29 protein-coding genes are annotated in these 25,622 nt (G+C 50.9%); 19 read left to right on the top strand and 10 right to left on the bottom strand.

Annotation, left to right across the window (positions count from 1 at the left end; genetic code table 11):
* Positions 1 to 31 precede the first annotated feature (31 nt).
* On the bottom strand, positions 32 to 997 hold the full coding sequence (locus VK70_RS21335; RefSeq protein WP_025694712.1) for a Gfo/Idh/MocA family protein: 966 nt from the start codon (positions 995 to 997) through the stop codon (positions 32 to 34).
* A gap of 231 nt (positions 998 to 1,228) precedes the next feature.
* Here VK70_RS21335 and VK70_RS21330 point away from each other — a divergent pair, with 231 nt between their 5' ends.
* Positions 1,229 to 2,554 (top strand): MFS transporter, encoded by a 1,326-nt coding sequence (locus VK70_RS21330; RefSeq protein ID WP_025694713.1) that lies wholly within the window; start codon positions 1,229 to 1,231, stop codon positions 2,552 to 2,554.
* A gap of 16 nt (positions 2,555 to 2,570) precedes the next feature.
* Here the strand turns inward: VK70_RS21330 and VK70_RS21325 are convergent, their stop codons facing one another.
* From VK70_RS21325 to VK70_RS21310, 4 genes are all read right to left on the bottom strand, one after another.
* Entirely contained in the window at positions 2,571 to 3,206 is a 636-nt protein-coding gene (locus VK70_RS21325; protein ID WP_025694714.1) for an NAD(P)-dependent oxidoreductase, read from the bottom strand.
* Between the two features lie 70 nt (positions 3,207 to 3,276).
* The gene (locus VK70_RS21320; protein ID WP_025694715.1) at positions 3,277 to 3,696 is read right to left on the bottom strand and encodes a YvaD family protein; all 420 of its coding nucleotides are present in this window, start codon (positions 3,694 to 3,696) and stop codon (positions 3,277 to 3,279) included.
* A 2-nt stretch (positions 3,697 to 3,698) separates the two neighbouring features.
* Entirely contained in the window at positions 3,699 to 4,085 is a 387-nt protein-coding gene (locus tag VK70_RS21315) for a DMT family transporter (protein ID WP_025694716.1), read from the bottom strand.
* 4 nt (positions 4,086 to 4,089) lie between these two features.
* On the bottom strand, positions 4,090 to 4,647 hold the full coding sequence (locus tag VK70_RS21310; RefSeq protein WP_052756025.1) for a TetR/AcrR family transcriptional regulator: 558 nt from the start codon (positions 4,645 to 4,647) through the stop codon (positions 4,090 to 4,092).
* A 239-nt stretch (positions 4,648 to 4,886) separates the two neighbouring features.
* Here VK70_RS21310 and VK70_RS21300 point away from each other — a divergent pair, with 239 nt between their 5' ends.
* The 9 genes from VK70_RS21300 to VK70_RS21260 all read left to right on the top strand — a co-directional run bounded on the left by VK70_RS21300 (position 4,887) and on the right by VK70_RS21260 (position 12,012).
* Positions 4,887 to 5,102: a hypothetical protein gene (locus VK70_RS21300; protein ID WP_025693083.1), complete on the top strand. Its 216-nt coding sequence runs from the start codon at positions 4,887 to 4,889 to the stop codon at positions 5,100 to 5,102.
* A gap of 32 nt (positions 5,103 to 5,134) precedes the next feature.
* Positions 5,135 to 5,839, top strand: coding sequence for a hypothetical protein (locus VK70_RS21295; RefSeq protein ID WP_046723740.1), 705 nt, complete (start codon positions 5,135 to 5,137; stop codon positions 5,837 to 5,839).
* On the top strand, positions 5,836 to 7,032 hold the full coding sequence (locus VK70_RS21290; RefSeq protein WP_046723736.1) for a glutathionylspermidine synthase family protein: 1,197 nt from the start codon (positions 5,836 to 5,838) through the stop codon (positions 7,030 to 7,032). Before VK70_RS21295 ends, VK70_RS21290 begins: the two co-directional genes overlap by 4 nt.
* A gap of 1 nt (position 7,033) precedes the next feature.
* Positions 7,034 to 7,711 (top strand): hypothetical protein, encoded by a 678-nt coding sequence (locus tag VK70_RS21285; RefSeq protein ID WP_025693938.1) that lies wholly within the window; start codon positions 7,034 to 7,036, stop codon positions 7,709 to 7,711.
* Entirely contained in the window at positions 7,708 to 8,100 is a 393-nt protein-coding gene (locus VK70_RS21280; RefSeq protein ID WP_025693937.1) for a DUF350 domain-containing protein, read from the top strand. The genes VK70_RS21285 and VK70_RS21280 overlap by 4 nt, the downstream gene beginning before the upstream one ends.
* Before the next feature lie 95 nt (positions 8,101 to 8,195).
* Positions 8,196 to 9,209 carry a potassium channel family protein gene (locus tag VK70_RS21275; RefSeq protein WP_324607961.1) on the top strand — a complete coding sequence of 338 codons (1,014 nt, stop codon included), beginning with the start codon at positions 8,196 to 8,198 and terminating at the stop codon, positions 9,207 to 9,209.
* Between the two features lie 114 nt (positions 9,210 to 9,323).
* Complete coding sequence (locus VK70_RS21270; protein ID WP_025689371.1) at positions 9,324 to 9,572, top strand: type B 50S ribosomal protein L31; 249 nt, start codon at positions 9,324 to 9,326, stop codon at positions 9,570 to 9,572.
* A 200-nt stretch (positions 9,573 to 9,772) separates the two neighbouring features.
* Entirely contained in the window at positions 9,773 to 11,329 is a 1,557-nt protein-coding gene (locus VK70_RS26740; RefSeq protein ID WP_025693935.1) for a histidine kinase N-terminal 7TM domain-containing diguanylate cyclase, read from the top strand.
* A gap of 404 nt (positions 11,330 to 11,733) precedes the next feature.
* Positions 11,734 to 12,012 carry a hypothetical protein gene (locus VK70_RS21260; protein WP_025693934.1) on the top strand — a complete coding sequence of 93 codons (279 nt, stop codon included), beginning with the start codon at positions 11,734 to 11,736 and terminating at the stop codon, positions 12,010 to 12,012.
* Between the two features lie 166 nt (positions 12,013 to 12,178).
* On the opposite strand, the gene VK70_RS21255 is transcribed toward VK70_RS21260, so the two are convergent.
* Positions 12,179 to 13,591, bottom strand: a complete 1,413-nt coding sequence (locus VK70_RS21255) for an MATE family efflux transporter (RefSeq protein WP_025693933.1) — start codon at positions 13,589 to 13,591, stop codon at positions 12,179 to 12,181.
* A 249-nt stretch (positions 13,592 to 13,840) separates the two neighbouring features.
* On the opposite strand from VK70_RS21255, the gene hxlA reads away from it, so the two are divergent.
* The 7 genes from hxlA (at position 13,841) to VK70_RS21220 (ending at position 18,578) form a co-directional block, all read left to right on the top strand.
* Positions 13,841 to 14,473 carry a 3-hexulose-6-phosphate synthase gene (gene hxlA / locus VK70_RS21250; RefSeq protein ID WP_025693932.1) on the top strand — a complete coding sequence of 211 codons (633 nt, stop codon included), beginning with the start codon at positions 13,841 to 13,843 and terminating at the stop codon, positions 14,471 to 14,473.
* Between the two features lie 7 nt (positions 14,474 to 14,480).
* Positions 14,481 to 15,038 (top strand): 6-phospho-3-hexuloisomerase, encoded by a 558-nt coding sequence (gene hxlB / locus VK70_RS21245; RefSeq protein ID WP_025693931.1) that lies wholly within the window; start codon positions 14,481 to 14,483, stop codon positions 15,036 to 15,038.
* Between the two features lie 155 nt (positions 15,039 to 15,193).
* The gene (locus VK70_RS21240; protein WP_025693930.1) at positions 15,194 to 15,826 is read left to right on the top strand and encodes an HAD hydrolase-like protein; all 633 of its coding nucleotides are present in this window, start codon (positions 15,194 to 15,196) and stop codon (positions 15,824 to 15,826) included.
* 3 nt (positions 15,827 to 15,829) lie between these two features.
* On the top strand, positions 15,830 to 17,212 hold the full coding sequence (locus VK70_RS21235; RefSeq protein WP_025693929.1) for a sensor histidine kinase: 1,383 nt from the start codon (positions 15,830 to 15,832) through the stop codon (positions 17,210 to 17,212).
* A 24-nt stretch (positions 17,213 to 17,236) separates the two neighbouring features.
* Positions 17,237 to 17,833, top strand: a complete 597-nt coding sequence (locus tag VK70_RS21230) for a response regulator transcription factor (RefSeq protein ID WP_025693928.1) — start codon at positions 17,237 to 17,239, stop codon at positions 17,831 to 17,833.
* A gap of 106 nt (positions 17,834 to 17,939) precedes the next feature.
* The gene (locus VK70_RS28040) at positions 17,940 to 18,110 is read left to right on the top strand and encodes an aspartyl-phosphate phosphatase Spo0E family protein (RefSeq protein ID WP_144415285.1); all 171 of its coding nucleotides are present in this window, start codon (positions 17,940 to 17,942) and stop codon (positions 18,108 to 18,110) included.
* 87 nt (positions 18,111 to 18,197) lie between these two features.
* Positions 18,198 to 18,578, top strand: coding sequence for a winged helix-turn-helix transcriptional regulator (locus VK70_RS21220; RefSeq protein WP_025693927.1), 381 nt, complete (start codon positions 18,198 to 18,200; stop codon positions 18,576 to 18,578).
* Positions 18,579 to 18,677: 99 nt separating this feature from the next.
* Here the strand turns inward: VK70_RS21220 and pepT are convergent, their stop codons facing one another.
* Complete coding sequence (pepT, locus tag VK70_RS21215) at positions 18,678 to 19,910, bottom strand: peptidase T (RefSeq protein WP_025693926.1); 1,233 nt, start codon at positions 19,908 to 19,910, stop codon at positions 18,678 to 18,680.
* A 62-nt stretch (positions 19,911 to 19,972) separates the two neighbouring features.
* A complete protein-coding gene (locus VK70_RS21210; RefSeq protein WP_144415284.1) occupies positions 19,973 to 20,995 on the bottom strand; it encodes an LLM class flavin-dependent oxidoreductase in 1,023 nt (340 codons plus the stop codon).
* Positions 20,996 to 21,225: 230 nt separating this feature from the next.
* Between VK70_RS21210 and VK70_RS21205 the strand changes: the two genes are divergently transcribed.
* Complete coding sequence (locus tag VK70_RS21205; RefSeq protein WP_025693830.1) at positions 21,226 to 21,480, top strand: YciI family protein; 255 nt, start codon at positions 21,226 to 21,228, stop codon at positions 21,478 to 21,480.
* A gap of 42 nt (positions 21,481 to 21,522) precedes the next feature.
* Here the strand turns inward: VK70_RS21205 and VK70_RS21200 are convergent, their stop codons facing one another.
* Both VK70_RS21200 and gtfA read right to left on the bottom strand, forming a co-directional pair.
* A complete protein-coding gene (locus VK70_RS21200) occupies positions 21,523 to 22,500 on the bottom strand; it encodes a LacI family DNA-binding transcriptional regulator (protein WP_046723728.1) in 978 nt (325 codons plus the stop codon).
* A gap of 103 nt (positions 22,501 to 22,603) precedes the next feature.
* Positions 22,604 to 24,058 (bottom strand): sucrose phosphorylase, encoded by a 1,455-nt coding sequence (gene gtfA, locus VK70_RS21195; protein ID WP_025699836.1) that lies wholly within the window; start codon positions 24,056 to 24,058, stop codon positions 22,604 to 22,606.
* A gap of 260 nt (positions 24,059 to 24,318) precedes the next feature.
* Here gtfA and tnpB point away from each other — a divergent pair, with 260 nt between their 5' ends.
* On the top strand, positions 24,319 to 25,407 hold the full coding sequence (tnpB, locus tag VK70_RS21190) for an IS200/IS605 family element RNA-guided endonuclease TnpB (RefSeq protein ID WP_082210253.1): 1,089 nt from the start codon (positions 24,319 to 24,321) through the stop codon (positions 25,405 to 25,407).
* Positions 25,408 to 25,622: the final 215 nt, after the last annotated feature.

Here is a 25,622-nt window from a genome sequence, read left to right as displayed (position 1 = left end):
TGATTTCGTGTACTGACCGGTTTTTTTTGGTTCATTCAAAAGGATAGGTAATGCCCCACTGCCCTCTGACATTGCTCATGATCTCCATAACGTCCAAGGACAACTGAAGCGTGCCGCTGACGCCTGCCGCAATGGCCTGCTCCATATGCCTGATTTCATACTGGATGGCCTCGTCCGTGTCCCCGGCTTCAATCGTTTCCGAAGTTCCGTCAAGATACTGGATAACGGCCTTGGAGGCGCGGGGGAAGTTATCCACGGTGATGAATCCATTCTCTCCGGCGACAACGCCTCTTTTCGGCATTTTGGCCCGCATCGTCAGGGAGATGACCGCCATCTCGTCGGCATCATTCTTCAGGAGAATACCCGATTGCTCATCAACCCCGGTCTCGAATGGCTTGACGGTCGTAAGGACCTCTTTCGGCTGGGCTGACAGGAAGAACCGGGCAAACGACAAAGCGTAGGTGCCGATATCGAGCAGCGCTCCCCCGGCCAGATCCTTGCTGAAGAACCGGTTATTCACGTCGTATTCCTTATGGCTGCCGAAGGAGACCTGGATCATTTTGAGCGGGCCAATCTTGCCGGAGTCGACGATTTGCCGCAGCTTGGCATACAAAGGCATATGATAGATGGTCATCGCTTCCGCTACGATCAGGCCTTTTTCCTCAGCCAGAGCCGCGATTTCCCGAAGCTGGGCAATGTTGACGGTAATCGCTTTTTCCGCGAGCACATGCTTGCCTTGCTTCAGGCTCTCAATAATATATTCATAGTGATTGCTGTGGGGTGTGGATACGTAGACCGCATCGATTTCGGGGTCCTGCAGCATTTCATTATAATCGCCGTAAGCTTTGGCCGCTCCGTATTGCTCGGCAAAGCGCTGTGCTTTATCCAGACTGCGCGACCCCACCGCATACAGTGTGCCGCCCAGTTTCTGTAAAGCCTCGGAGAATTCCCGGGCAATGCCGCCCGGTCCGATAATGGCCCACTTGACTTTACTCATGAAATTCCCTCCGTTCCGCATAGTTGGATAGGTTCTAAGCACATATGTGCGTTTTTCTAAAAAAAGTGCTAAACATTCGCCTAGAGTATATAACCCGGCGCTTAATCTGTCAAATTATGTGGACCAATCATTCCGAACCCCATCTTGTAAGGATACGGCATAGCGTGTAGTATATAGGGCGCGCCATTTTAATGGCAGATTAATATAAATCAAGGGAATGACTACTAGCTTATGAATGACAAAGTTGTAATGCCGCTGTGGACCTTTTGCCTCTTTATTGTAGTGATGAACACGACGATGTTCAACGTATCGCTCCCCAGCATTATCGGGGATCTTCATATTTCAGCCGACCTTGGGTCATGGATTATCTCCAGCTATTCCATCGGATACGCGCTGTCGACGGTCATTTACAGCAGGCTCTCCGATCTCGTGCCGATCCGCAGGCTGGTCATTATTGGGCTCACGACGCTGGGCCTGTCTTCGGTGCTGGGTATATTCGCGCATAATTTCCACCTGCTGCTCCTTACCCGGATTCTGCAATCCGCAGGAGCGGGCGTCATGGCGGGCCTTGGCCTTGTGCTGGCGAGCCGGTATATTCCGACCCCGCGCCGCGGCGCGGCGATTGCGATGATCTCGGCGGGCAGCGCCATGGCCTTCGGCCTCGGGCCGATCGTCGGCGGTCTCATTAGCGAGTACTTCGGCTGGAACGGCCTGTTCGCCATTACTTGTCTGGTGCTGCTGGTGATGCCCGTTCTTATCTTTCTGCTTCCCAAAGAGCAGCCGCGTAAGGCGGCCTTCGACTTAACCGGAGCGATCTTGCTTATCGTCAACGCGGCTACGCTGCTTGCCGCCATCACCGGGCGGTCGGCGGTTTGGCTGGCGGTCAGCCTGGCTTCCTTTGGCGCGCACGCCTGGCATTTAAAGAGGAAGCAGCAGCCTTTCATCAGCCCCAAGCTGTTTGCCAATCCGGGTTACGGCAAGCTGGTCGTTATCGGCTTCTGCGCACTCGTGCTGAATTTGGGGAATCTGTTCCTGATGCCGCTGGCGCTGGCAAATGTATTTGATCAATCGGCGCTGACCATCGGCCTTATGATTGCGCCCGGAGCCATTCTGTCCGCGTTCCTGACCCGCTTCGTCGGGCATTGGATCGACAAATACGGCAACCTTCGCTTTTTGCTGCTGGGCCATGTCCTGCTCGTAGCCGTGTTAACCTTGTTCAGCTCTTCGCTGTCATCGTCGCCGCTTGTTATCCTGTTCGGTTATGTCGTCTTCTCGCCTTCGTTTTCCGCGACGCTGGCGTCCCTGAACAATGAAGCAAGCCAACTGCTTCCCCGCGAAATGATCGGGTCGGGCATGGGGCTTCTGCAGCTGATACAATTCTTTGGCGGTTCCGTGTCGGTTGCGGTGTGCGGGCTGCTGCTGCATGTCCAGCGGAATGCCGGACCGGCGAGCGCTTACCGGCATGTGTATTGGCTGCTGCTCACGGTCAGCCTCGTTTCGCTCGGACTTGTACAGTGGTACCGGCGGGGGAAGGCGCGGGCCGCCAGCCTTGGATGATGAATGAATTCGTGGCTCAGTTCGAAATACAGGGAGTTTTTCTTACATACTTCGTATCGTCAATTTGGTTAATGAGAAATCTTGCAATATCTTCATTCGTCATCGTTCTGCCCGGAACATCCGTTAAATTTTCCTTGATGATCCCCGTTTCCGAGCCCTCAACTACAAAAGGCAAGCGTACAAGCGTCCATTCGATATCACTTCTCATCAGAAGAGTTAGTTCCTTCTTTTTATCCATGATCATCTTGCGGAACAGGATTTCAAAAGATTTCGACGCCACCCGGTTGACCAACGACTTACGGTCGCCATCTACGTTCAGAGACCCGCCGGTAACGCCAATATACCTGCGAATTCCATATTCACTCATTACCGCAAGGACATTACTCGTTATTTCGCTGTATAGCGGCAGAGCTTTTACAGGTTGTCCGAACGTGTTAATGACAACATTGCAGCCATCCAGAAGAGAGCGAATGGAGCCTACGTCCCGGGCATCTCCGGTGATCATCTGTATTGTGTCATCGTGAGAGGTCAATTTTTCCGGATTCCTGACAAGCATGCATACGCTGTGGCCGCTTTCCAGCGCTTTTTGTGCGAGGTAACGTCCTGCTTTGCCTGTCCCCCCGATAATTGCAATCTGATGCGTTGTCTTCAAGTACAGTCTCCTCCCACACGTAGAGTAAATGCTCCTGAAATCAATCCGACCTTTTTCGGCACGGAACGGACTAAGCTCTTCGATTCATTGAAACCTCGCTAAAGGATATTTCGCGGACCAGCCCTGGTAAGAAAAACAGCGGATAACAGAGAAGGTACAGATTGGGAATCCACCAAGCAAGGTCAAAGTCCTGTTTGATGGCCCAGAACGCTATAGCCTGCAGCCCTGAGCAAGAGGTGAGGATGAGCGAAATCAGGACAAGCGGTCTCCATACCGGACTATTTTTGCGATAATAGTAGAGGCTGAGCAGGCCAGTCGCCGAGATCAATAGGTCAAGCGGAAAAAAAGACCAGTTCCAGACTACGAGCAGCTTATTGTTGTAATCCTGATAAGCATACTCGGGAGGAATCCAATGAAACGCCGTGGCCAACCAGTAGACAAGAAACGAGAGATCCGTAAACAAAAACAACCCTTTAAGCTTCCCGCTCATCTTCACTTCTCCTTTAGCGCCGTGATGTTAGTCGAAACCTCCTGGGGGCTTGGACTGTCCGTCTTTCCATGGCTTCCCTCTCTCAGATTCAGACCGACTACACCCGCAATGATCAGCACAATGCATACGATCTTGAACGCCGTAATCTGTTCGCCGAATAGCGCCCAGCCGATCCCCGCCACAAAAGCGGTCCCCACACCGGACCAAATGGCATAGGCCACGCTCACGGAGATGCCTTTCAGCGCAAGATTCAGCATGGACAGGCTAACCAGATAACAGACAACGAGCAGGATGGAGGGAACTAACTTCGTAAATCCCGCCGAGAGCTTCATGAACGTAGTGCCTGCCACTTCAGCGGCTATTGCAACGACCAGCAAAAACCAATGCATGATGCTACCTCCTTTTAATTCCGTTTACCAAAATATCTACCAGTTCGTCCAGCGCTTCCCGAAGGGTCAGCCCGCCCGGATTCGCGGAGGCTTGCTCCATCAACCGGTACAGTCCGCCGATATACATCTGTATAAACAGGGAGGTATTGAACTTCTCCAGCAGACCTTCAGCCTGGCCTTCCCCGATCATTTGCCTCACTCCGTCCCACTGCTCCTCCAAAAAGAGGTTCAAGATAGCCCACACCTCCGGATAATACCGCTGCAGTTCATACAAGTGAGTGATATCGAAAAATTGAAAGTCCTGCGGAAGCAGCACAAGCAAGGCCTGTAATTTCTCCATTGTGCCCAGCTTCCGGTCGCTTAAGATGGCCTGTTCGCGCTCTTTGGCTTCATCTATGGCCTGCTCGACAAGGTCGCGGATTAATTCTTCCTTGGAGGTATAACATTCGTATATCGTCTTCGTGCTGATCCCGCATTGTTTGGCCATTTCCGCCATCGTAAACCGAAAGCCTCTTTTAAAAATTTGCTGTTTGGCTTGAGCCAGTATTCTTTGCTTCATCATATTTTGGGCAATGCCTCCCTTCCGACGGAACGAGAAAATGAGGAAAATATTTTAGTTTCTATATTTTATTGCTGGGAATATCCTTTTGTCAACGCAAAGAAAAGGATTGCCTACGGAGGACAAGACGCTTATTCTGTTATGGGAAGGTTTTACATTGCCCGGCTGCTGCAAAATGAAACATTAGGCCGACATTCGGCGTATTAAAGGTACAAAAGAATCATGAGAGGAATGATATTCTCTTGGAACACGGAATGAGCGTTATTTTATATGAAAAAATGCCGGATGGCTCGCTGAATGCGATCGAGGAGCGCGTGTGGAGCGCTAATATGGTCGCCGCGCTGGAGCATGTCAACTATTTGGTAGTCGGAGGCCGCGAATTTGAAACGGTGGAAGGCAGGCTGAATGTGGACGAAGGCAAGCTTGAGCTGCTGCTCGTTCCCATGCGTACCGAATGAAGACAAGATTATAATCAAGGGAGGCACCCGCTTTGGGTAGAGAAGAACAATCTGGAAATGAATCGCTGGGGGAAAAAGAGATTAACCTGAGCGGCAAACCCGCTCGCGTGCTGTCGACCTCGCTGGGCGTCGCCCTGCTGGCCAATGCGCTGTTTGTACCGGGCTCCTCAGCAGCAAGCGGCAGCTCATCGGCTAACGAGCCGACGCTCGTGTCCTGGTCTACGGAAGAGGTTAAAGCCTATTTCGACAAAAACGTCGACTGGAACATCCCGTATCCCGAAGAGACGGAAGAAAAGGCTCAGCCGACCGCTGCGCCGGGCGTCGCCACATCGGACGGGACAACGGTCATCAACAACTACGGCGGCTATAACTCCGGTTTCGGCTGGGATGATCTGCTGCTGTACCATATGCTGTTTAATAGCGGCTCCAGCTATTCGCCGAGCCGATGGTATGAACATCGCAAGGCCTATTATGGAGGCACGCGGACGGTCTATAAACCGCGTACTTATGACAGTACGAAGTTTCAGAATAAGCCGGTGACCGGTTCGGTGGTCAAGCCGAGGACTTCGACCTCCACGACAGGCACCATTACGAGACGGTCGACGTCTTCCAAGGCGGGCGGCATCGGCGGAACATCGAGCGGCCTAAGCTCGTCCAGCTCAAGATCAAGCTCGAAATCGAGCCTCGGCTCAGGCTCCCGGTCGAGCTCGAGCAGGAGCAGCGGGTTCGGCGGATGACGGGGCCTGTATTTCAGTGGCTGGAGCATTCCGGCGAGGACCGGGCCCCCAAGGTGGAGGAACTGGGCCGCCTGGGCTTTACGTGGGCCGATCTGGAGGACGAAGAGTATTGGCTGGACGGAGTCGCCGTTATGCGCGAGAGCATATACCGGGAGCTTGAGGAGGCTTCCGCCCGGTTGTGGGCGATTCTCGATAAAGCGGCGCGCTATATCTACGGGAGACATGACCTGTACGCCCTGCTGGGCATCCCGGAGGTGCTGTGGGAGATGCTGGATACCTTGCCGCTTCCGCCGCCCGGGCTGATCAGCCGGTATGCGAGATTCGACTTCGCCGTGGACGCGGGCGGCAGCATCAAGCTGCTGGAGCTGAACGCCGATACACCGACCGGCTATGTGGAGGCGTCGATCGCGACGCCGTGGGTATGTCAGCAGGCGGACGTTCCGACGGTTAATGGCAGGATGCCGGAGCTTGTAGCCGCAGCTTGGGGCGAGGAGAGGCCGGATACCGCGGCCTGCGTGGACTACGGAACCCATCTGGAGGATTCCGGCACAATCGAAGCGCTGGTTAGGCACAGCGGCCTTAATATAGAGTGTGTCGACTGTCTGGAGCTTAGCATTGACGACGGAACGGTCAAAGACGGGCAGGGGCGCGTTATACATCGGATGTTCGCCCTTTACCCGAAGGAATGGATGGCGGTGGATGAGGGCGGAGACGCCTTGGCTTATGCGGTCGAGACCGGCCGCCTGACGCTGTTCAACCCGCCCCACAGCATTTTGCTCCAGTCCAAAGGATTAATCGCTGCGGTCTGGGGCATGTATGAGCTGGGCTTTTTGTTCAGTGAGGAAGAGCGGGAAGCCATCGCCAAGTACGTTCTGCCTACCTATAACAAGCCTGTATTCTCGGGGGACTTCGTATCCAAGTCGATGTTCGGGCGCGAGGGCGGTTCGGTGCGCATGTATGACGAGACCGGAAGCCTTGAGCTTGAAGATGAGGACGGATTCGACAGCAGCGTGCTGTTCCCTACCGTGTACCAGAAGAGAGCGGAGCTGTCCCGGATTCAGACTTCGGCGGGCGAGCTTCACCTGCTGACCGGAATGTTCATGATCAACGGACAGCCCTGCGGACTGCTGGGCCGGGGCGGAGGCCCCATCACCGGAAATACGAGCCATTTTATTGCAATGGGAGTGAGATAATTTGCGCGAGAATGTATATAACACGCCGGGAACGCGCAGCCGGGGATTTCGCGGCGGTCGCCCGCTGCGCTTGCTTTCCCTGCTGCTGATCGCGGCGGTGCTGGTTCTGGCCGGCTGCTCCAACAATCCGGACAGCATATTCTCCAGAGATTCGGGAGCGACAACAGCCAGTGATGTGGCGCGGGTGCCATGGGATTACCGGGTGGTTGAGGGGACGGTCGGCGATCTTATAGGCAGCGATATGACGATCCTGCCCAATAACGAAATGCTGCCCAATGACGGCAATTATGCAACAGGGGACAAAGTCTATACGCTCCAGTATATGGACGCCGAAATCACGACGGATGCCGATCAGAAGAACCAGGTCCGCTTGTCTGCCTGGTCCACGATCAAATCCTACAAGGATTTGAAATCGGCCACAGCAGACCTGAAGAACCTGAAGGTGTCGGTTACGACGGACGTCGACCTGATCGGCGTCTATAAGACGAAATACAAAGGCAAGACAAGAAACTTTGCCGTAGTAGAGCTGCCTTCGGGCAACCGGATCAAGCAGCCGATCGACGATAAGCGCTACACCGCGATGGCCAAGAAAAAGACGGTGCGGGTTGTGCTGGAAGAGGTTCATGATTTCGCGGATTATGATTTGGCTTATGCAAAATTTCGGGGGTGGGCGGATTGACGGTCGTTATCAATATTTTGGTTAGTGTAATTTTCATTATCGTGCTTCAACTGCTGGGCATGCTGATCTTCAGCTGGATGACCCCGTTCAAGGATATGGAAGAGCTGAAGAACGGCAATGTGGCCGTAGGACTCGCGCTTGGCGGTAAATTTCTGGCGACGGCGATTATTCTCGGAGTGGCGGCTTATACGAACTCTTCGCTTTGGTTTATGGCGCTCTGGTTCGCGGTCGGCTATGTCTGTCTGGTGGCGGCTTACTGGATTTTCGAGCTAGTCACGATCGGCTTTAGAATTTCCGACCAGCTGAAAAAGGGCAATGTCGCAGTGGGAACGCTGCTGTGCATGGTCTTTGTCGGAACCGCGTTCGCGGTCAGCAGTCTAATTATTTAACCATTTGAAGGCCCGCAGGGCTGTCCTCAACCGTTAATCGTTGGGCAGCTATGCGGGCTTTTGCGAAGTGCGAGGGGGCGAGGGCCATTCACTTTTTGTTAAAGCTGTCCACGATCATGACCCAAGTTAGGAAAAGAACGATTGGCCTGAGTATTCTCTTGTTTGTCGCGTTCAGCGCGACGGTCGCCTATGTGCTTGAACCGGACACGTTCGGCAACTGGTTCAATTCGTTCTATTGGGTCATGACGACGATGGCGACGGTCGGATACGGCGACTTTTTCGCCAAGACCGCCATCGGCAAAATATTTACGATTTTTCTATACATTTTCGGTATCGGGCTGCTCAGCTTGGTCATTGGAAAGGTTATCGATTCTATTGCGGAAATCGGAAGACAGAGGAGGGCGGGCAAGTTGCCGTTTTTGGGAGAGAATCATGTCATTCTGATCAACTGGAGTAAAAAGGCGCAGGCCGCAGTGGGTGAAATTCTCAGCTATACGCCGGACTGCCAGATTATCATTATCGACGAATCGGGCCAGCATCCGCTGGAGCAGATGAATCAGGTTCATTTCATTAGCGGCGATCCTTCCTCCGACGAAATTCTGGTGAAGGCGGGTCTCCCCAAGGCGAGGGCAGCCATTATCTTCGGGGATGTACGGATCGACGAGGCCGCGCTGGTCGACGGCAAATCGCTGCTGATCGCCTCAAGCATCGAGCGCATCGCGCCAGATGTACATACCACGGTGGAAATCATGCAGGAGAAGAACGTGCAGAACTTCCGGCATGTTCAGGTCAACGAGTTCGTGCTGTCGCATGACGCCGTTTCCCGGCTGGCGGTAAGAGCCGCGCTGCAGGAGGGAAATCCCGAGGTGATTGCTCAGCTCATCAGCCGCTCGCATGGCGACGATATTTATGAGGTGCCGGTCGATAGGTCATGGAAGACCTACGGGGATGCGTTTCAGGGCCTGCTGCGCCAAGGGGCAACTCTAATCGCCGACCGGAACGATCTGGGCATCAACCGTAAGCTGAATGAGTCTATCCCGGCGGAGGCAAGGCTGTATATCGTCTCCGATGAGGCTACCTACCGGAAGATTGCGGGCAAAATAGGATAACGGCCGGCAAGGAAAGCCCTATTTAACTAAAATATTTATTCTGGTGAAATCTTTGCCCGAAAGAAGGGTAAATTATAACAAGATGTTCAATTCATGCGGAAAGAGGGATTAATGATGAGAGAAGGCATTCATCCGAAATACCAGCCGGTCATTTTCTATGACGCGAGCGCAGACTTTAAGTTCCTGAGCGCTTCTACCAAGTCCTCGAACGAGACTATGGAATGGGAGGACGGGAATACGTACCCGGTGATCCGGGTCGATTCCAGCTCCGCTTCTCATCCTTTCTATACGGGCAGACAGAAGAATATCGACACCGGCGGCCGTATCGACCGCTTCAATCAGCGGCTGAAACTCAAGAAATAACGCAGGGCGCATATTTCGGCCAAAAAGGACCAATCGCACCAGGCTTCGGCCATCTGCGGTTGGCCCTTTTTCCATTAGGTCTATTCAGGCTATTATAAGCAATCAAAAAAAGAGACGCAATTTGCTTCGGCGGTAATTCAATTATTGGAAGTTATAGGATATAATTAGTCGAAGCGATTATGAAAATAGGAGAAATGTTCATGCCGTGGATGAAGGGATATCCGTACTATTTGCTGCTTAGCGGAACAATCAGCCTTTATATGGGCATTTTCGCCTGCCGGTTCAGACGCCTGCCGGGCAGGCGCTATGCTTGGGTTCTGCTGCTCTTGATCGCCTCTGCGCTAGTCTTAACCGCCGCAGAGATCATGGCTTCCTCATTCAAAATCAAGCTGTTGATGCGGAACTTGCAGCAGCTTCCTCTATTATTCATCCCTCTGTTCGCCTACGCTGCCGTCAGGGATTATGTCTCTCCATTGCCCAGCAGATTTCGGAGGAAGCTCACGCTTCTGTCCATTCCCCTCGTCCTGGATATTGCATTCATCTTCACCGACCCCTACCATCATCTGATACGCAGCTCGGTGGGGCTGGTCAATACAGGCGGAATCATCGGAATTATGGTGCAGCCTACACTGCTTAGCATGGCGCTGATTGCTTATGATCAGGTCTTTGGCCTGTATGCGGCATATCTGTTTGCGGTGTCACTTAGGAACGTCCCGGAACATAAGCTTAAGCTGAATGTGCTGCTGCTGCTTGGAATGCTGATTTCAGTGATTTCCAGCATTGCGCTTCCCGCTCTCAAGATCACCTTCACGGGATTTACGGTCCTTACGCTGCTGCCGTCCGTGGCGGTTGTGTATTTCGCCGTCAATCGCTACCCGCAGCTTTCGCCGGTGCCCTCCGTCTCCGATCGCTTACTTGGCAGCGCGATAGAGGGAATGGTACTGACAGACCGGAACGGTGTTATTCTGAGCATTAATGAGACGGGAGAGAAGCTGCTGACCCGAATGTTCGGTCCCGTTCCGTTCCACTGGCTTGGTCTCAGTATTCTGTCTTTTTTGCGGCAGTATCCTAGTATTTTAGGCTGTTATGAGAATCGGCAGGGAGGCCGGATTGAACTGGAGCCAGCCGAAGAGGAGAGCCTGTACTGCAGTATATCCTTGATACCGCTGGAAGGCAGTCCCGAAGAGGGTGCAATGCTGCTGATGATCAGCGATTGCAGCGACCAAAAACGCTATGAGCGCGAACTGGAGTACCAGGCTTCCATTGATGATCTGACGGGTCTGTATAACCGCCGGCATTTCCTGAATACTTTCAATTCCCGGGAGCACAGGGAGGGGGAAGGGATGGCCATGCTGCTGATGGACATTGACGATTTCAAGCAGATTAATGATGCATACGGACATTTGGCCGGCGATCAAGCACTGGTATCATTTTCCCGTAAAGTCCTGAATTTCTGCAAAAACGGAGCCATCGCGGGAAGGTTGGGTGGAGAGGAATTTGTGCTCTGCCTGTTCGCCCGGAATGAAGCGGAAGCAGTGGACAAGGCGGAGGCCATCCGTAGAGCGGTCGTCGGGTACACCGTCATGCTGGAAGGCGGGCACAGTATCCATCTGACGGTCAGCATCGGGATGATCTATACGGAAGACCCGGATACGCCTTTTGAACAACTGTACCGTCAGGCCGACGAAGCCTTATACCTATCGAAGACAAACGGCAAGAATAAAGTGACTGTGGGCGGCCATTTCTCAGTCTCCTGATACGCATAATGGATTTCATATATCGAATTCACTCACTGAGACTTCTCCCTCACTGCAGGAGATCTCAGTATTTTTTACTTTATTTTGAAAAAAAGCTTTATTACTCCCTAATTTATGAGGTATAATTTGCCATAAGGATGAAAATTATGTAATTTGTGAAGGTGAGAATATGTGGGTTCTATTAAAGGATATGTCTGATGAATCGTTGATATTATTTTTACTTGCAGATCTAGCTTATCTAACATTAATGATCCTATGCCTGAGGCAGAAGTAGCAGCCTGGTAAGTCTCACCAATAAAATTCAATGATGGAAGTTTGCGGAATGCCCCGTTCTTTTGGATGCGTGCAAGCGACGGACTTATGCTACAATGGGTTTGCAGGTCCAAGCGGGAGGATGAATATTGATGAACCAGAATATAAACGAGCAGGAAATGATCCGATTCATCGCAGGCAAAACGAAGGCCGATCCGAAGGCAATCGCCCTTATTCTGAAGCACGAGCAGACCTTTATTAACAGCGCCAAGGCTAACGCCAAGGGTGAAGTTGACATCGACAGCGATGATCTGGTCGATTACGTGGTCAGCCGCCGCGATGTGAAGCTGGACGAGCTGACGGTAGAGAGTATTTTGGAAGCGGAGATGGATTATTTGATGGATAAGGGATTGGCTGGATATTTGGATTAAGTTCCTGCGGCCGATCAGGGTATCTTGTCAATGGGCTGTCCCCAAAGTGTTCGTATCATACGGAAACAAGCCGAAAATGACCTCGAAATCCGCGATTAAGTGGAGGACGAGGCCTTTTTTGCTTTCCGGTCGCTTAACACGCTGGATACGAGTACCACGCAAGGGATCATCCCCATGCGGGTTTCGATTCACCTTCGGCAAGCCCTTGATCAACCAGAGCATATTTCTCCCAGGCCCGGCTGCGCCAGCGGAAATACATAATGACCGCCCGCAGCCACTCGTCGGCCGCATTTGCCAGCCAGACTCCGGCTAGGCCAAGATGAAGCTGGAAGACGAGCACATAGGCCAAGGGCAGACTCATGCATACCATGGAGATCAGCCCCATGTATACCGGGAAACTGGCATCTCCCGATGCCCGCAGGGAATTGATGATGATCAGATTGGTTGTCCGCCCCGTCTCCAGCAGGAAGCTGAGCAGTATCACCTGTGCCCCCATTAGAATGATATTTTCGTTGTCCGTGAACAGCCCGAAGAGCGGGATGCGGAAGGCGATGGCAACCAGGTCAATGAGTACGGTGGCGAGCAGCGCCCATTTAACGCTTTGGAACACCCGCTTGTAAGCCTCCTGCGACCTCCGCGCCCCCACAAGGTGACCGACGATAATGGAGGTGCCCATCGCTACCGCCATGCTGAACAGGTATACATAGCTTGAAATATTAAGCGCATATTGGCGGGTCGCCAAAGCTTCTGCACCCAAATAGGTGATGTACAGCGTGAACACGAGTTGGCATGCCTGGTAAATGATCGACTCGAAAGCGGAAGGGATGCCGATTTTCAGTATTTTTATGACGTAGCTTTTGCTTAGGAAAATATAAGAAGACCACTTGATACGCACTTCCATGATCCGGTACATCAGCAGGAAGAATAGGAACAGGCAGATCAGGCGGCTGAGCACGGTTGAAATGGCCGCACCCTGCACGCCGAGCGCCGGGAAGCCGAAGTGGCCGAAGATCAGAATATAGTTGAAGGCCACGTGCAGAATGTTCATCAGCAGCGACAGCAGCATCGTCTGTTTGGTATAGCCGTGGGTGCGGATCGTGGCCGCAAAGGCGTTAATCAGCGCCTGGAAAAAAATAAAACCGCCGACAATAACAATGTACGTCCTGCCGTAGACAAAAATATCGCCCTGTATGTTAAGGACGGACAACAGGGTTCCCCCGAATACGAGGAAGATCACGCTCAGCAGCGCCCCTAAGCCCAGACTGAGCGTAATGGAGCTTGCGGTAACGTCAGCCGCTTCAAGCAGCTTTTTGGAACCGAGATACTGGGAGATGACGATGGCCGCGCCGTTGCCGACTACGCTGAGCACGAGGATGGCGATTTGGATGATCTGGTTCGCCGCCCCTACGCCGGATACGGCATCGTCCGACACGGAGCTGATCATAAACGTGTCTACCGTACCCATCAGCATGAACAGGAACAGTTCGAGGAAGATCGGCCAGGTCAACTTGACGAGACTGATTTTTTGATGGGAGGGGCTTTCATTTTCCGTCTTGTTCACAGCGGTGTCAGCAGCCATGAAGGTCACCTTCTTTTTATAAAGTCAGGATTCTCCGTTGATTCCAAAGGACAATATAGCACAGCTTTTCGTTAAAATCATCCCTTTTTCCCGCGTGACTAAAAGATTATGGTTTTCTGAAATTTTCTGCCGTTTTGCACATTAGTATCCTCCAGGTGACTACACCACGGCAAAGTGCCTACTTCCTAAATGGAAATATACTGTCTACAATAGCAATAAATTATATAACCACGAAGGAGCTATGAACCTATGAAATTGCAATTGGCGCTTGATTTGGTAGACATCCCCGGAGCGAAAGAAGTGGTGGCTGAAGTTGCTGACTATATAGATATTGTTGAAATTGGAACTCCAATCGTGATTAATGAAGGACTGCACGCTGTAAAAGCGATCAAGGACGCTTTTCCGCAGCTTACGGTACTAGCCGACCTGAAGATTATGGACGCGGGCGGTTACGAAGTGATGAAAGCCTCTGAAGCGGGCGCGGATATTATTACCGTTCTCGGCGTTTCTGACGACTCCACGATCAGAGGTGCGGTTGAAGAAGCCAAGAAAAGCGGGAAGGAAGTTCTCGTCGACCTGATTAACGTCAAGGACATCAAGGGCAGAGCGGCGGAAGTAGATGCTCTCGGCGCTGACTATATCTGCGTTCATTCCGGCTACGATCATCAAGCCGAAGGCAAGAACTCCTTTGAGGATCTGCAGGCGATCAAGAGTGTGGTCAAGCAGGCCAAGACGGCCATCGCGGGAGGCATCAAGCTGGACACGCTGCCTGAAGTGGTCGAGGCGAAACCGGACCTTGTCATCGTAGGCGGAGGCATTACCGGACAAGCTGACAAAAGGGCTGCTGCTGCTGAAATGAAGCGTCTTGTCAGTCAGTCTTAAGCGGCCGATGAACACCGTACAATACGCAGAGGAAATTATCAATGAGCTGCGGCGGTCCGTATCCCTGATTCCCGTGCAGGAAGCGGAGGAACTCGCCGAACAGATTTTTCGCGCAGAGCGGATATTCCTTGCGGGAGCAGGAAGATCCGGTCTAATGGGGCGGGCGTTTGCCATGCGGCTGATGCATGCGGGCAAGGATGCTTATGTGGTTGGAGAAACGGTGACTCCCGGTATCGCCGAGGGAGATTTACTTATCCTCGGCTCCGGCTCGGGAGAGACGCAGAGCTTGATTGCGATGGCGCAAAAAGCCAAGGCACTCGGCGCAGGCGTAGCCGCGCTTACGATCAACCCGGAGTCGACGATTGGACGTCTGGCCGATGATACGGTGAAGCTCCCCGGAGCGCCGAAAGATCAGGCGGCAGGAAGCGGCTCGACGATTCAGCCGATGGCCTCGCTGTTTGAGCAGACGCTCCTCCTGTTCTATGATGCCGTTATATTGCGGCTAATGGATAGAACGGGGCAAACGGCAACCCAAATGTTCGGCAAGCATGCCAATCTGGAGTAGCGGCGCGGCATGCGTTCAGATAATCGAGAAACCCACGTCTTTCACAGGGCGCTGGGTTTCTTTTCGTTTATATTAAGGACTTAGTACCGTTGACTCATTGTTTTATGTAGAATATGTTTGAATTAATAGATATTTTTGGATAAGGAGATTGTAATATGGACGAAGTATGCATTGTGTTTAACTTTAATGGAGTGTTGGTGAATACCAGATCACTAGCCGTTCAACTATTTAACCAGATCGCTGCAACTAAAGGATTTCAGAGTATTCAACCTGACCAGGTGGAAGAGCTTAGCCGCTTATCCATTCGAAATCGCTGTAAATTATTAGGGGTACCTTGGCACCAGATGCCCATCGTTGGAATGTTAATTAAAGCAGGTTACCAGGATGCTTTCCCTACGATGAGAGCCGTGAAGGGAATTTCAAAGCTGCTTCATGATTTAAAGGATCGGAATATTAAAATCGGCTTTATTACATCCAATTCCCAAAAGGCTACCCGCGAGTTTCTTCCAAACAATCAAATGGATTTCTTTGATTACGAGTATTTTTCATCTAATCCTTTTACGAAATTTAGAGACCTAAATCAGTTTTGCAAAAAATTCAACTTAAAAAAAGAGGACCTCATTTATGTTGGCGACGAACTGCGAGACATCAAGGCTGCTAATCGGTCAGGGATAAAAAGCATTGGTGTGACTTGGGGCTATGATTCATCCGCACTTCTGCAACAAGGGAAGCCGGCTTTGATTGCTGCCAAGCCTGATGAGATCTTGAGTTTCATTGAAGGAGAATAAAGGATGTCTTTCATTTTCTTTTTCAGTTTCATCATAGGTACAGTGCTGCTTGTCACTCGCTCTAAAGAGAACAAATCGATTCGATGGCTGGCGCTTTGTAATTATTGTGCCTCAATAGGGGCATTATCAGATGTTCTTAAAGACGAAACTATCCCTGCATTTAAAAACAATGGAATCCAAGAAACCGTGATTTTCTTCCTGCACGAACTCTCTATATATTTTCAGTTTTTGGGGCAATCTATCGCACCGTATGCAGTTTTAATGTATGCTATAACGTTTGCAAAAGTAACCCATTCAAAAAATAAAAACAGATTAGCCATCGTATTATTTATACCAGTAATTCTAATGATTTTTAGGACAAAATTTTATCCTGAGCTGGATCTTGATTTTATGTTCTTGCTTATCTGGTGTACTCCTTACTATTTTGTCGCTACTTATCTAATTTTTAGATCATGGTTTTCAGAGAAAAATCAAACTATTAAAAAAAGCAAGTTCAATGCACTTGTTATTGTTATCCCGAGCTATTTAGGTGTCTATATTTTCAATAATATACCTGCTGCTTTTAAAATAAAAAATGAAACATTCCTCATGACTCTTCCAGTCATTTTTGGAGTAGGGTATTTGCTGTTTGTTATCTATGTTTTTTTATCCGGGGTCTTTGGATTAAAAGTGAAAGTCGAGCAGCAGGCTCTTGATCGATCTCTTCAAATCATGAGTTCCGGTACGGCTGTACTTAACCACACGATTAAAAACGAAATTCACAAAATCAAGTTTTTTTTCCTTATCGCGCAGGAGGCTGCCGAGAAGAAAGATCTTATAGAAGCAAAGGAAGCTATTGAATCGGCATTGCCAGCCATTGAGCATATCGACCACATGATTGAGCGAATAAAATCCAAAACGGAAGAAATTGTTCTTAGAGAAGACCAACACAATTTGAATGACATCATCTTATCCTCTGTTCAGGGGTTTGAAGGTGTTATTAAAGCACAAAAAATACAAATCGAAGTCAGCCTTTTAGAAGATGTCGAAATGGAGTGTGACGATGTACTTTTAGGCGAGGTTATTAAAAACCTTCTTAATAATGCCATTGAAGCTATTAACCCAGGTGATCAGGGGCTTATTAAGGTGAAATTATACCGTATTAAAACAGAGATCGCGCTTGAGATTGAGGATAGTGGGATAGGTATTTCAAACGGAGAACTAACCAGGATCATGGAGCCCTTTTTTTCCACCAAAAAAAATTCAAAAAATCACGGTTTAGGGCTGAGCTTCTGCTACAACGTTATGAAAGCCCATCAAGGGACAGTTGCAATTACCAGTGATGAAGGTATAGGAACTTCCGTTGTCCTTCACTTCCCCAAAAAGAGAATTGTGACTTCTGCATAAAATTCTCGAAAGGGATGTTGTATTATGGAAAATAAGATCAGAGTAATTTTAGTTGAGGATGAACCTTTCTGGCAAAAAAATATTTCAAAGTACATTAATAAAGAAAATGATATTGAGGTCGTACGGATTATTGATAATGGGCCCGATGCTATTGAAGCAGCAAAGTCTCTTGAATTTGATGTGATATTGATGGATATAAATTTATCCAGGGCGAATTTAGACGGTCTAATGGCAATTAGAGTTCTAAGTCAAGCGGGCCATAAGGTCATTGCGTTAACTGCGATAAAAGAGCAAGAAGTCATAGCCCAGTCTTTTAAAAGCGGAGCCGTAAATTTTATAAATAAAAGCAGTCTCGTTGACATATTACGTGCAATTCGGGACGCGCATATGAACCAAATATATATTCATCCTGACGGCTCTGAGGTTTTAAGGAACGAGTATTTGAAAGAAATCAGGCTGAGTCAAGTTCTTACTCCATCGGAACGGCAAGTATACGATCTAAAATCGCGAGGTCTTAATAAGACCCAGATTGCCGGACAGCTCCATAAGTCCATTAGCACAATAAAAAAACAAATTCGATTCGTAAAAGATAAGCTTAAGGAGCAGGGCATTAGTTTTTAGGGGGGCCATAAATTTGGACCTCCCTTTTTATGGGCAACTGGATAATAATAGAAAAGCATTCTATATTCGGGCTTTCAACCGTCTAATCGACTTGGAGGCGGTCAACTTGAAAGAGCTGGAACAAATGATCGAACAAAAGAGAGTGGTGCTCCATCTATTTGCAAAAATGTACGGGTTTAAGGATCAACGGACGATTAATAAATCTGTAGAATTAGATAATCTGTTGAATACTTATTTGCGCCGGAAAATACACCAACAACATGGGCCGACTGCATGAACGTGAGGTCCACACGGAACTTGCCCTCTCCGGGGCGGCATGCGTCTCTTTTTTGTAGTATGATATCTACAAGAGGAGGCTGGAAACATGGCGACGGAGATCAAGGACCGGATCAATCTTAAGGAAATTAACTGTGAAAAAGAGCTGACTCTGGCCGTCATCGGCGGAAAGTGGAAGCTGATTATTCTATGGCATCTCGGTCTGGACGGCACGAAACGGTTCAACGAGCTGAAGAAGCTCATTCCCCATATCACGCAAAAGATGCTGACGAACCAGCTCCGGGAGCTGGAGGAGGATCGGCTTGTGCTGCGCAAAGTGTATGCGGAGGTCCCTCCGAAAGTAGAATACTCTTTGACGGAATATGGCCATAGTCTGATGCCTGTCCTGCGCATGATGTACGACTGGGGCAAGAACTACGGGGAAAATGTCATTTGGAAAGACGGACGACCGGATGAGGAAAAGGCTTAAAGCAACCGTCTGGGCAACCGTCTATTACGCATAAAGAAGCCTCCTTGCTTGGCATTTCAGCCAAGGTTTGGAGGCTTCTTGCATGAGGCGCGAGGTGGCTCAGGCCTGCTGTTCGAACAGCTTGGCAATCTCAATAATCACTTCGGTCGCCTTGACCATCGTATCGGCTGAAATATATTCGAACTTGCCGTGGAAGTTCTCCCCCCCGGCAAAAATATTCGGCGTCGGCAGCCCCATATAAGATAGCTGGGAGCCGTCGGTGCCGCCGCGGATCGGTTGAACAAGCGGCGTAATGCCAAGATTCGTCATTGCCTTATGGGCGATATCGACGATATGGTGTACGGGCTCGATTTTTTCGCGCATATTGTAATATTGGTCGTTTAACTCCAGCACGATGCTGTTTTCCCCGTAAGTCTGTCTGAATTCATCGGCCAATGTCCGGATAAACGTCTTCCGTTCTTCGAACCGTTTCCGGTCAAAGTCCCGGATATTATAATTCAGCCGGCTGATTTCCACAGTACCCTGGAATGACGTTAGATGGTAGTAACCCTCTTTGCCTTCCGTGAACTCCGGCGATTCCCCGGCGGGCAGCCGTTCGTGGAAAGCCATGGCGATTTTGGCGGAGTTGATCATCTTTCCCTTGGCCGTTCCGGGATGGACATTGACGCCGTGAAAGGTAATCCGTGCCGCCGCTGCATTGAAGCTCTCATACTCCAGTTCTCCGAGCGGTCCCCCGTCCATGGTGTAGGCGAACTTTGCGCCGAAGGCGGCCACATCGAATTTATGCGCGCCGCGTCCGATCTCCTCGTCAGGAGTGAAGGCGACCCGAATTTTGCCGTGCTTAATTTCTGGGTGCTGCTTCAAATAATGCATGGCTGTCATGATTTCGGCGATGCCGGCTTTGTCATCCGCGCCAAGCAGAGTGGTGCCATCAGTCGTAATCAGAGTCTGCCCCTTATATCCGCTGAGCTCCGGAAAGCTCTCCGGCGAAAGGACGACATTCAGCGCTTTGTTCAGCACTATATCGCCGCCGTCATAGGATTCCACAATCTGCGGACGCACGCCTGCGCCTGACATATCGGTAGCGGTGTCTAAATGGGCGAGAAATCCGATGACGGGAACGTCTTTGCTGCTGTTGGACGGAAGCGAGGCGAACACATAGCTGTGCTCATCGACCGTAATTTCCTCCATGCCGATTTCGGCCAGCTCTTCCGCAAGCTTCCGTGCCAGCACCGATTGTCCCGGTGTTGAAGGACAGATCTCGCTGGCGTCATCCGACTGCGTATCCATGCGGGCATACGAAATAAAGCGTTCCATAACCTCTTGCTTCATGCTGTTCATCTCCCCTGTAGCTTCGTAGCACTCCTTATATTATCATGCCCGGCAGGGAAACCCTATTCAGGCCATTTCGTGTAGAGGGCTTCGGCAAGAATTTCATAGGAACGCAAACGGGCGGCATGATCGTAAATCTGTGAGGTTACAATCCATTCGTCAGCTTGCGTCTCCTCCAGGATCTGCTGCATCCGTTCCCGAACAGCGGCTTTATCGCCGATGACAGCGTACTGCTGTCTGCCAAGGACAAGAGCCTGCTCCTGCGGACTCCACAGCTCTTCCATGCTGTCCACCGGAGGCTTCAGCTTGCCGGGACGGCCGCGGATAAGGCCGAGCGCCTGCTGCTGTGAGGAGGTTGCTAGCCGCCGGGCTTCTTCGGTCGTATCCGCCAAGGCAGCGCTGAGTCCGACCATGGCATACGGCTTGTCCAGCACCCCGGAGGGCCGGAAGCTAGTGCGGTACAGATGAAGCGCGGGCAGCAGATAATCGGGCGCGAAGTGGCTGGCAAAGGCGAAGGGAAGGCCGAGCTGACCGGCCAGCCTTGCGCTGAAGCCGCTGGAGCCGAGCAGCCAGATCGGGATGTTCAGGCCCTCGCCGGGCACAGCTCTTACACCCGGAGGCCGCGAGTCCGCCGCGCCGGGATCGAAATAAGCCCGGAGCTCGGCGAGCTGCTCCGGGAAATCGCTGCCGTCGCTGCCCAGGCCGCGGCGGATCGCCCGGGAAGCCGGCTGGTCCGAGCCGGGCGCCCGGCCAAGGCCGAGATCGATCCGGCCCGGGAACAGGGATTCCAGCGTGCCGAACTGCTCGGCAATCATCAGCGGGGCATGATTGGGCAGCATAATGCCTCCGGAGCCGATGCGGATGCTCTTCGTTCCGGCCGCCACATGCCCAATGACGATCGACGTGGCCGAGCTGGCGATGCCGGGCATGTTATGATGCTCGGCCAGCCAATAGCGGCGGAAGCCCCACTCCTCGGCATGCTGCGCCAGATCGAGCGCGTTCCGCAGCGCGTCTGCCGCCGTGCCTTCTTCCGTGATTGGAGCCAAGTCCAGTACGGATACGGGTATATCTTGAAGCTGCTTCATGTATAAGCCTCCCATACAATACGGTATATATACATCATAAAGCGGTCTTAATCTCTGCAAACCAGTGCAGTACAGCGATTATATCATAACTAATCAATATTTACATACTTTAAGTAAGTTTAGGGGCTATACTGAATAGCCGCTTGTCCGGCAGAAAGCAAGGTCGCCACGACCAATGACTTTTTGTTACGATGGGGAGGAAGATTTATCAACTTGGGGGAGGAATGACATTGTATAAGTATTTGCTGATTACCGCAAGAACAGAACATTTTAATCCCGAAGATATTGCGGGGCATTATGAGCATCTTGATCGGTTAAAGAAGGAGGGTTGTCTTGAAATGTACGGCCCCTTTAGCGACGCTACGGGCGGCGCTTATCTAATATCGGCTTCATCGCTTGCCGAGGCCGAAGAAATCGGCAATGCGGACCCGCTCATTCGGAGGGGCTCTTCAACAGTGACGGTAAAAGAATGGCGCCTGCGTTAAGAAATACAGCCATCCCCCAATAGAAATTGAGGGATGGCTCGTCTACGTTGTCCCGCCCTGAATCAGCTCCACCGGAAAGATATTTTCCATCGGCACGGTATCGCCCTGCACCTGGGCCATGATGAGATCGACCGCTTTCTGGGCCATGTCCGCAATCGGCTGGGATACGGTTGTGAGATCGGGAGAGAATAGGCCGCGGAGCGAAATGCCGTCATAACCGACAATCTTGATATCCTGAGGCACCCGGCGTCCTCTGGCCTGGCATACTTTAAGTGCATGAGCGGCGATGATGTCGCTGCTGGCAAAAATGCCGTCCACATCAGGATGCTCTTCGAGCAGCCGCTCTGCCAGACGTTCATATTCCGGGAAATGAAATCCTTGCAGATCGGTATGCAGCTCTACATGCTGCAGGCCGCGCTGCGCGGCAATTTCCTTGAAGGCGTCAAGCCGTTTGAGCGCCAGCAGATCCGGATGGGGATGGCCGCCGATATGGGCGATTTTGCGGCAGCCCCTGTCGGCGAGCAGCGTCGTTGCCAGTTCCCCGCCCTTGTAGTTATCAGAGCAAATATAAGGAACGTCGGCGCTGATCCGCCGGTCGAACGTGACGACGGGCAGATGAATCTGGCGGTAGTCCTCCACCTCCAGGGTGTGGCTGCCCAGGATGATGCCGTCGACACGGCTGGAGCGGAGCATGTCGATGTATTCCGCTTCCTTCCGCCTGTTCAGATGGGAATTGCACAGCAGCAGCCTGTACCCGTGCAGATAGGCGTGCTCCTCGATGTGGCTGATTAATTCGCCAAAAAAGGGATGAGCCGCATGCGGAATAATCAGTCCGATAATATTCGACTTGGAGCGGCTGAGCGAGCGGGCCAGCTCATTGGGCCGGTAGTTGAGCTGCTCCATGGCGCTGTATACTTTTTTCTTCAACTCTTCGCTCAAGTATCCCCTATTATTCAGTACGCGGGATACGGTAGTAACCGAGACCCCGGCCTTTAAAGCGACGTCTTTAATGGTGGGCATGGTAATCGCTCCTGTCCCGGGCTCCTGAAAGAGGGAGCGCGCTTTACCGCCGCAGGCGGTGGAACGCGTCCCGCAGGAGCATTTTTTAAATCTTAGGATGATATCACACTCCGGCCAGCAGCGTCTCTTCGCCGGAGTGCTCATCCGTATAATGAACCGTGAACTCCCGTGTCGCCAGATCGGCGGATAATGTGGTGCGAAGCGGTCCATTCGTCCATATTAATTCTAATTTGGAGCCGCCCCCGTTGTCTACCACAGTCAAATTACCGTCAAAAGCTCCGTAGCTGTTGCGGAATTTCATCAGCGCGAACAGCCGCTTCAGCACGGGACGCTCGAGATTTTCTTCAACTTCTTCCTTCGTATAGTAATGGCGGTTGATGTTGCGTCCGACCTTCGTTTGCTCCAGCAGCTCGATATCGTTCTTGCCGGCTAAGAGCCCGACATAATAAACCTGCGGTATGCCGGGAGTAAAGAACTGGATGGCGCGGGCCAGCACATAGGCGTCGTCATCGTCGCCCAGGGCCGAATAGTAGGTACAGTTGAGCTGGTAGATATCCAGATTGTTGTAGGCCATCGTATTGTAGACCCGCTTCACATTGGCGCCCTGTGAGAACAGGTTGTTCTTCGTTTCCTCGATTTCCTCGGGGGTCATCAGGTCGGCGGCGTCGACAACGCCAATGCCGTCATGCGTATCCAGCGTGGTGAACTGTTTGCGCGGGCAAATGTTCAGCCAGTGAGTCAGCCGTTCCGACTTCCCGCTGTACAGCGCATGCAGCACAAGCATCGGCAGCGCGAAGTCGTATACCCAATACCCCTTGTCCGCAAGCTTCAACTGGATGCTGTAATGCTCATGTATTTCCGGAAGCAGCTCCGTTCCGTATGGCTCCAGAATGGCTTTGACCTCGTCAAGCATTTCCCAGGTATCGGGTTCAATAAAGAAGCAGCTTGTGCCCGGCTTTTTGGTAGCGTATGCAAAGGCATCCAGACGAATGATCGAAGCGCCCCGTTCGGCCAGACCCTGAAGCTGTTCCTTCACGAACCGTTTCGTCGTTTCCGAATACAGATTAAGGTCGATTTGCTCCTCGTCGAAGGTGCACCAGATTTTCTCGGTTGTTCCATCGGCAAAGGTTACATCAATGTATGGCGCTCTTGGTTTGCGCTTGTAAATCGCGTCAACGTCTTCCTGCGTCGGCTCGCCGCCCGGCCAGAAGTCCTTGTAACGGATAAACAGATCGCGATAAGGGGAATTGTCCTTGTTCTCTTGAAAGTCTTTGAAATAGGCCGAGCTGCGGGAAATATGGTTAATCATGAAATCGTACATCAGATAGAAATCGTTTGCAATCTTGGCGACATCATCCCAGTCTCCAAACTCAGGATCGACTTCCTCGTAAGTCAGCGGGGCGAATCCGCGGTCGGCGGAGGAGGGGTAAAAGGGCAGAATGTGAACGCCTCCAACAATATCCTTAAAATGAGCGGAAAGCAGTTCGGCGGTCTCCTGCAGGTTTTTGCCAATGCTGTCGGCGTACGTGATCAGCATAATCTCATTTTTAATAGTCAATTTGATCGGCTCCTTATCTACTTGAAAATAATGAATTAATCGAGTAAGGGACTAGAAGATATATTCAGTATAAAAGCGGTTACATTGTATGTCAACCGGTTAGCATATAAAACTTCACAAAAAATAAAAGCGGCCATTTATCTAAAAAGCAGAGAAGACTCCTTCCTCTATAGGGAGAAGATGCATCGGCGGTTTTTGCGCTTCAAAGCGAACATATGTGCTATAATAGAAATATCCTACACGAAAGGAGGCTGTGTGGCATGTTGGTGCATAAAGCTTACAAATATCGCATCTATCCAAATCCGGAACAACGGCAACTCATCCATCAAATGTTTGGCTGTTGCCGCTTTGTCTTCAATCATTTCTTAGTCAAATGGAACGAAACCTATACGGCAACAGGCAAAGGGTTGTCCTATAACACCTGTGCCACACAGCTTCCTGCACTCAAACAGCAATTTGACTGGTTGAAATCGGTTGATAGCATTGCTTTGCAATCAGCGGTGCGAAACGTGGCAGACAGCTTTGAACGTTTCTTCAAGAAACAAAATCAGGCTCCTCGTTTCAAAAGCCGCAAGCATCCTGTGCAAAGCTACACTACCAAATATACCAATGATAACATTGCTATTGATGGAAACCGACTGAAACTACCGAAGCTTAGCTGGCTTCGCTTTGCCAACTCCAGAGCGTGTGAAGGTCGCATTCTTTCGGCTACCCTGCGGCGAAATGCGGCAGGCAAATATTTTGTATCCATCCTCTGCGAAGTGGAAATGAATCCTCTGCCGCAGACCGATAAGGAGATCGGCATTGACCTTGGACTCAAGGAATTAGCGGTCTGCTCTGATGGGTTGCGGGTTGCCAATCCCAAAGTGTTTCGCAAATATGAACAAAAACTTGCATTTTGGCAACGCCGCATGGCTCGCCGTAACCAAGGGGGCTCCAATTGGCAAAAAGCCAAACAGAAGGTTGCCCAAATCCATGAGAAGATCGTGGGCAGCCGCCATGATGTTTTGCATCAACTCACCACGAAGCTGATTCGTGAAAACCAAACGATCAGCATCGAAAATCTGAGCGTGGCGAACATGCTCAAAAATCACCGGCTGGCCAAATCCATCGCCGATGCGTCCTGGGGTGAATTTGCCCGTCAGATTTTGTATAAAGCGGAATGGTATGGACGCTCGGTGAAGGTGGCTGACACGTTCGCTCCAACGAGCCAAAGGTGTCATGTATGCGGCACTATCCATCCCGAAGTAAAGAAATTGTCTGTGCGGCAATGGACATGTCCATCGTGCCATACCCATCATGATCGAGATGAAAATGCAGCACATAACATCAAAAGCCTTGGTGTTTAAACGTCAAGACCACCTTTCCTTTAGATATTTTGCTAAGGCATCATAAAACTGTGGGAAGAGACCAGTACAGATGTTCCTTTGGAAAACTGCGGGAACCGCAGGGATCGCTTGGTATACGATTTTTCGAGAGAAAATATCGATATGAATTCCCCTCAGTAGAAGGGATTACCCAAGAATCCCCCACTTCAAGTGTTAGCTAAGTGGGGGAGTGTTCA

The organism is Paenibacillus durus ATCC 35681, from assembly GCF_000993825.1.
In the GTDB taxonomy this organism is placed as follows: Bacteria; Bacillota; Bacilli; order Paenibacillales; family Paenibacillaceae; genus Paenibacillus_AQ; species Paenibacillus_AQ durus_B.
The sequence above is the reverse complement of the archived record's forward strand: the minus strand, read 5'-3'. Positions and strand labels throughout refer to the sequence as shown.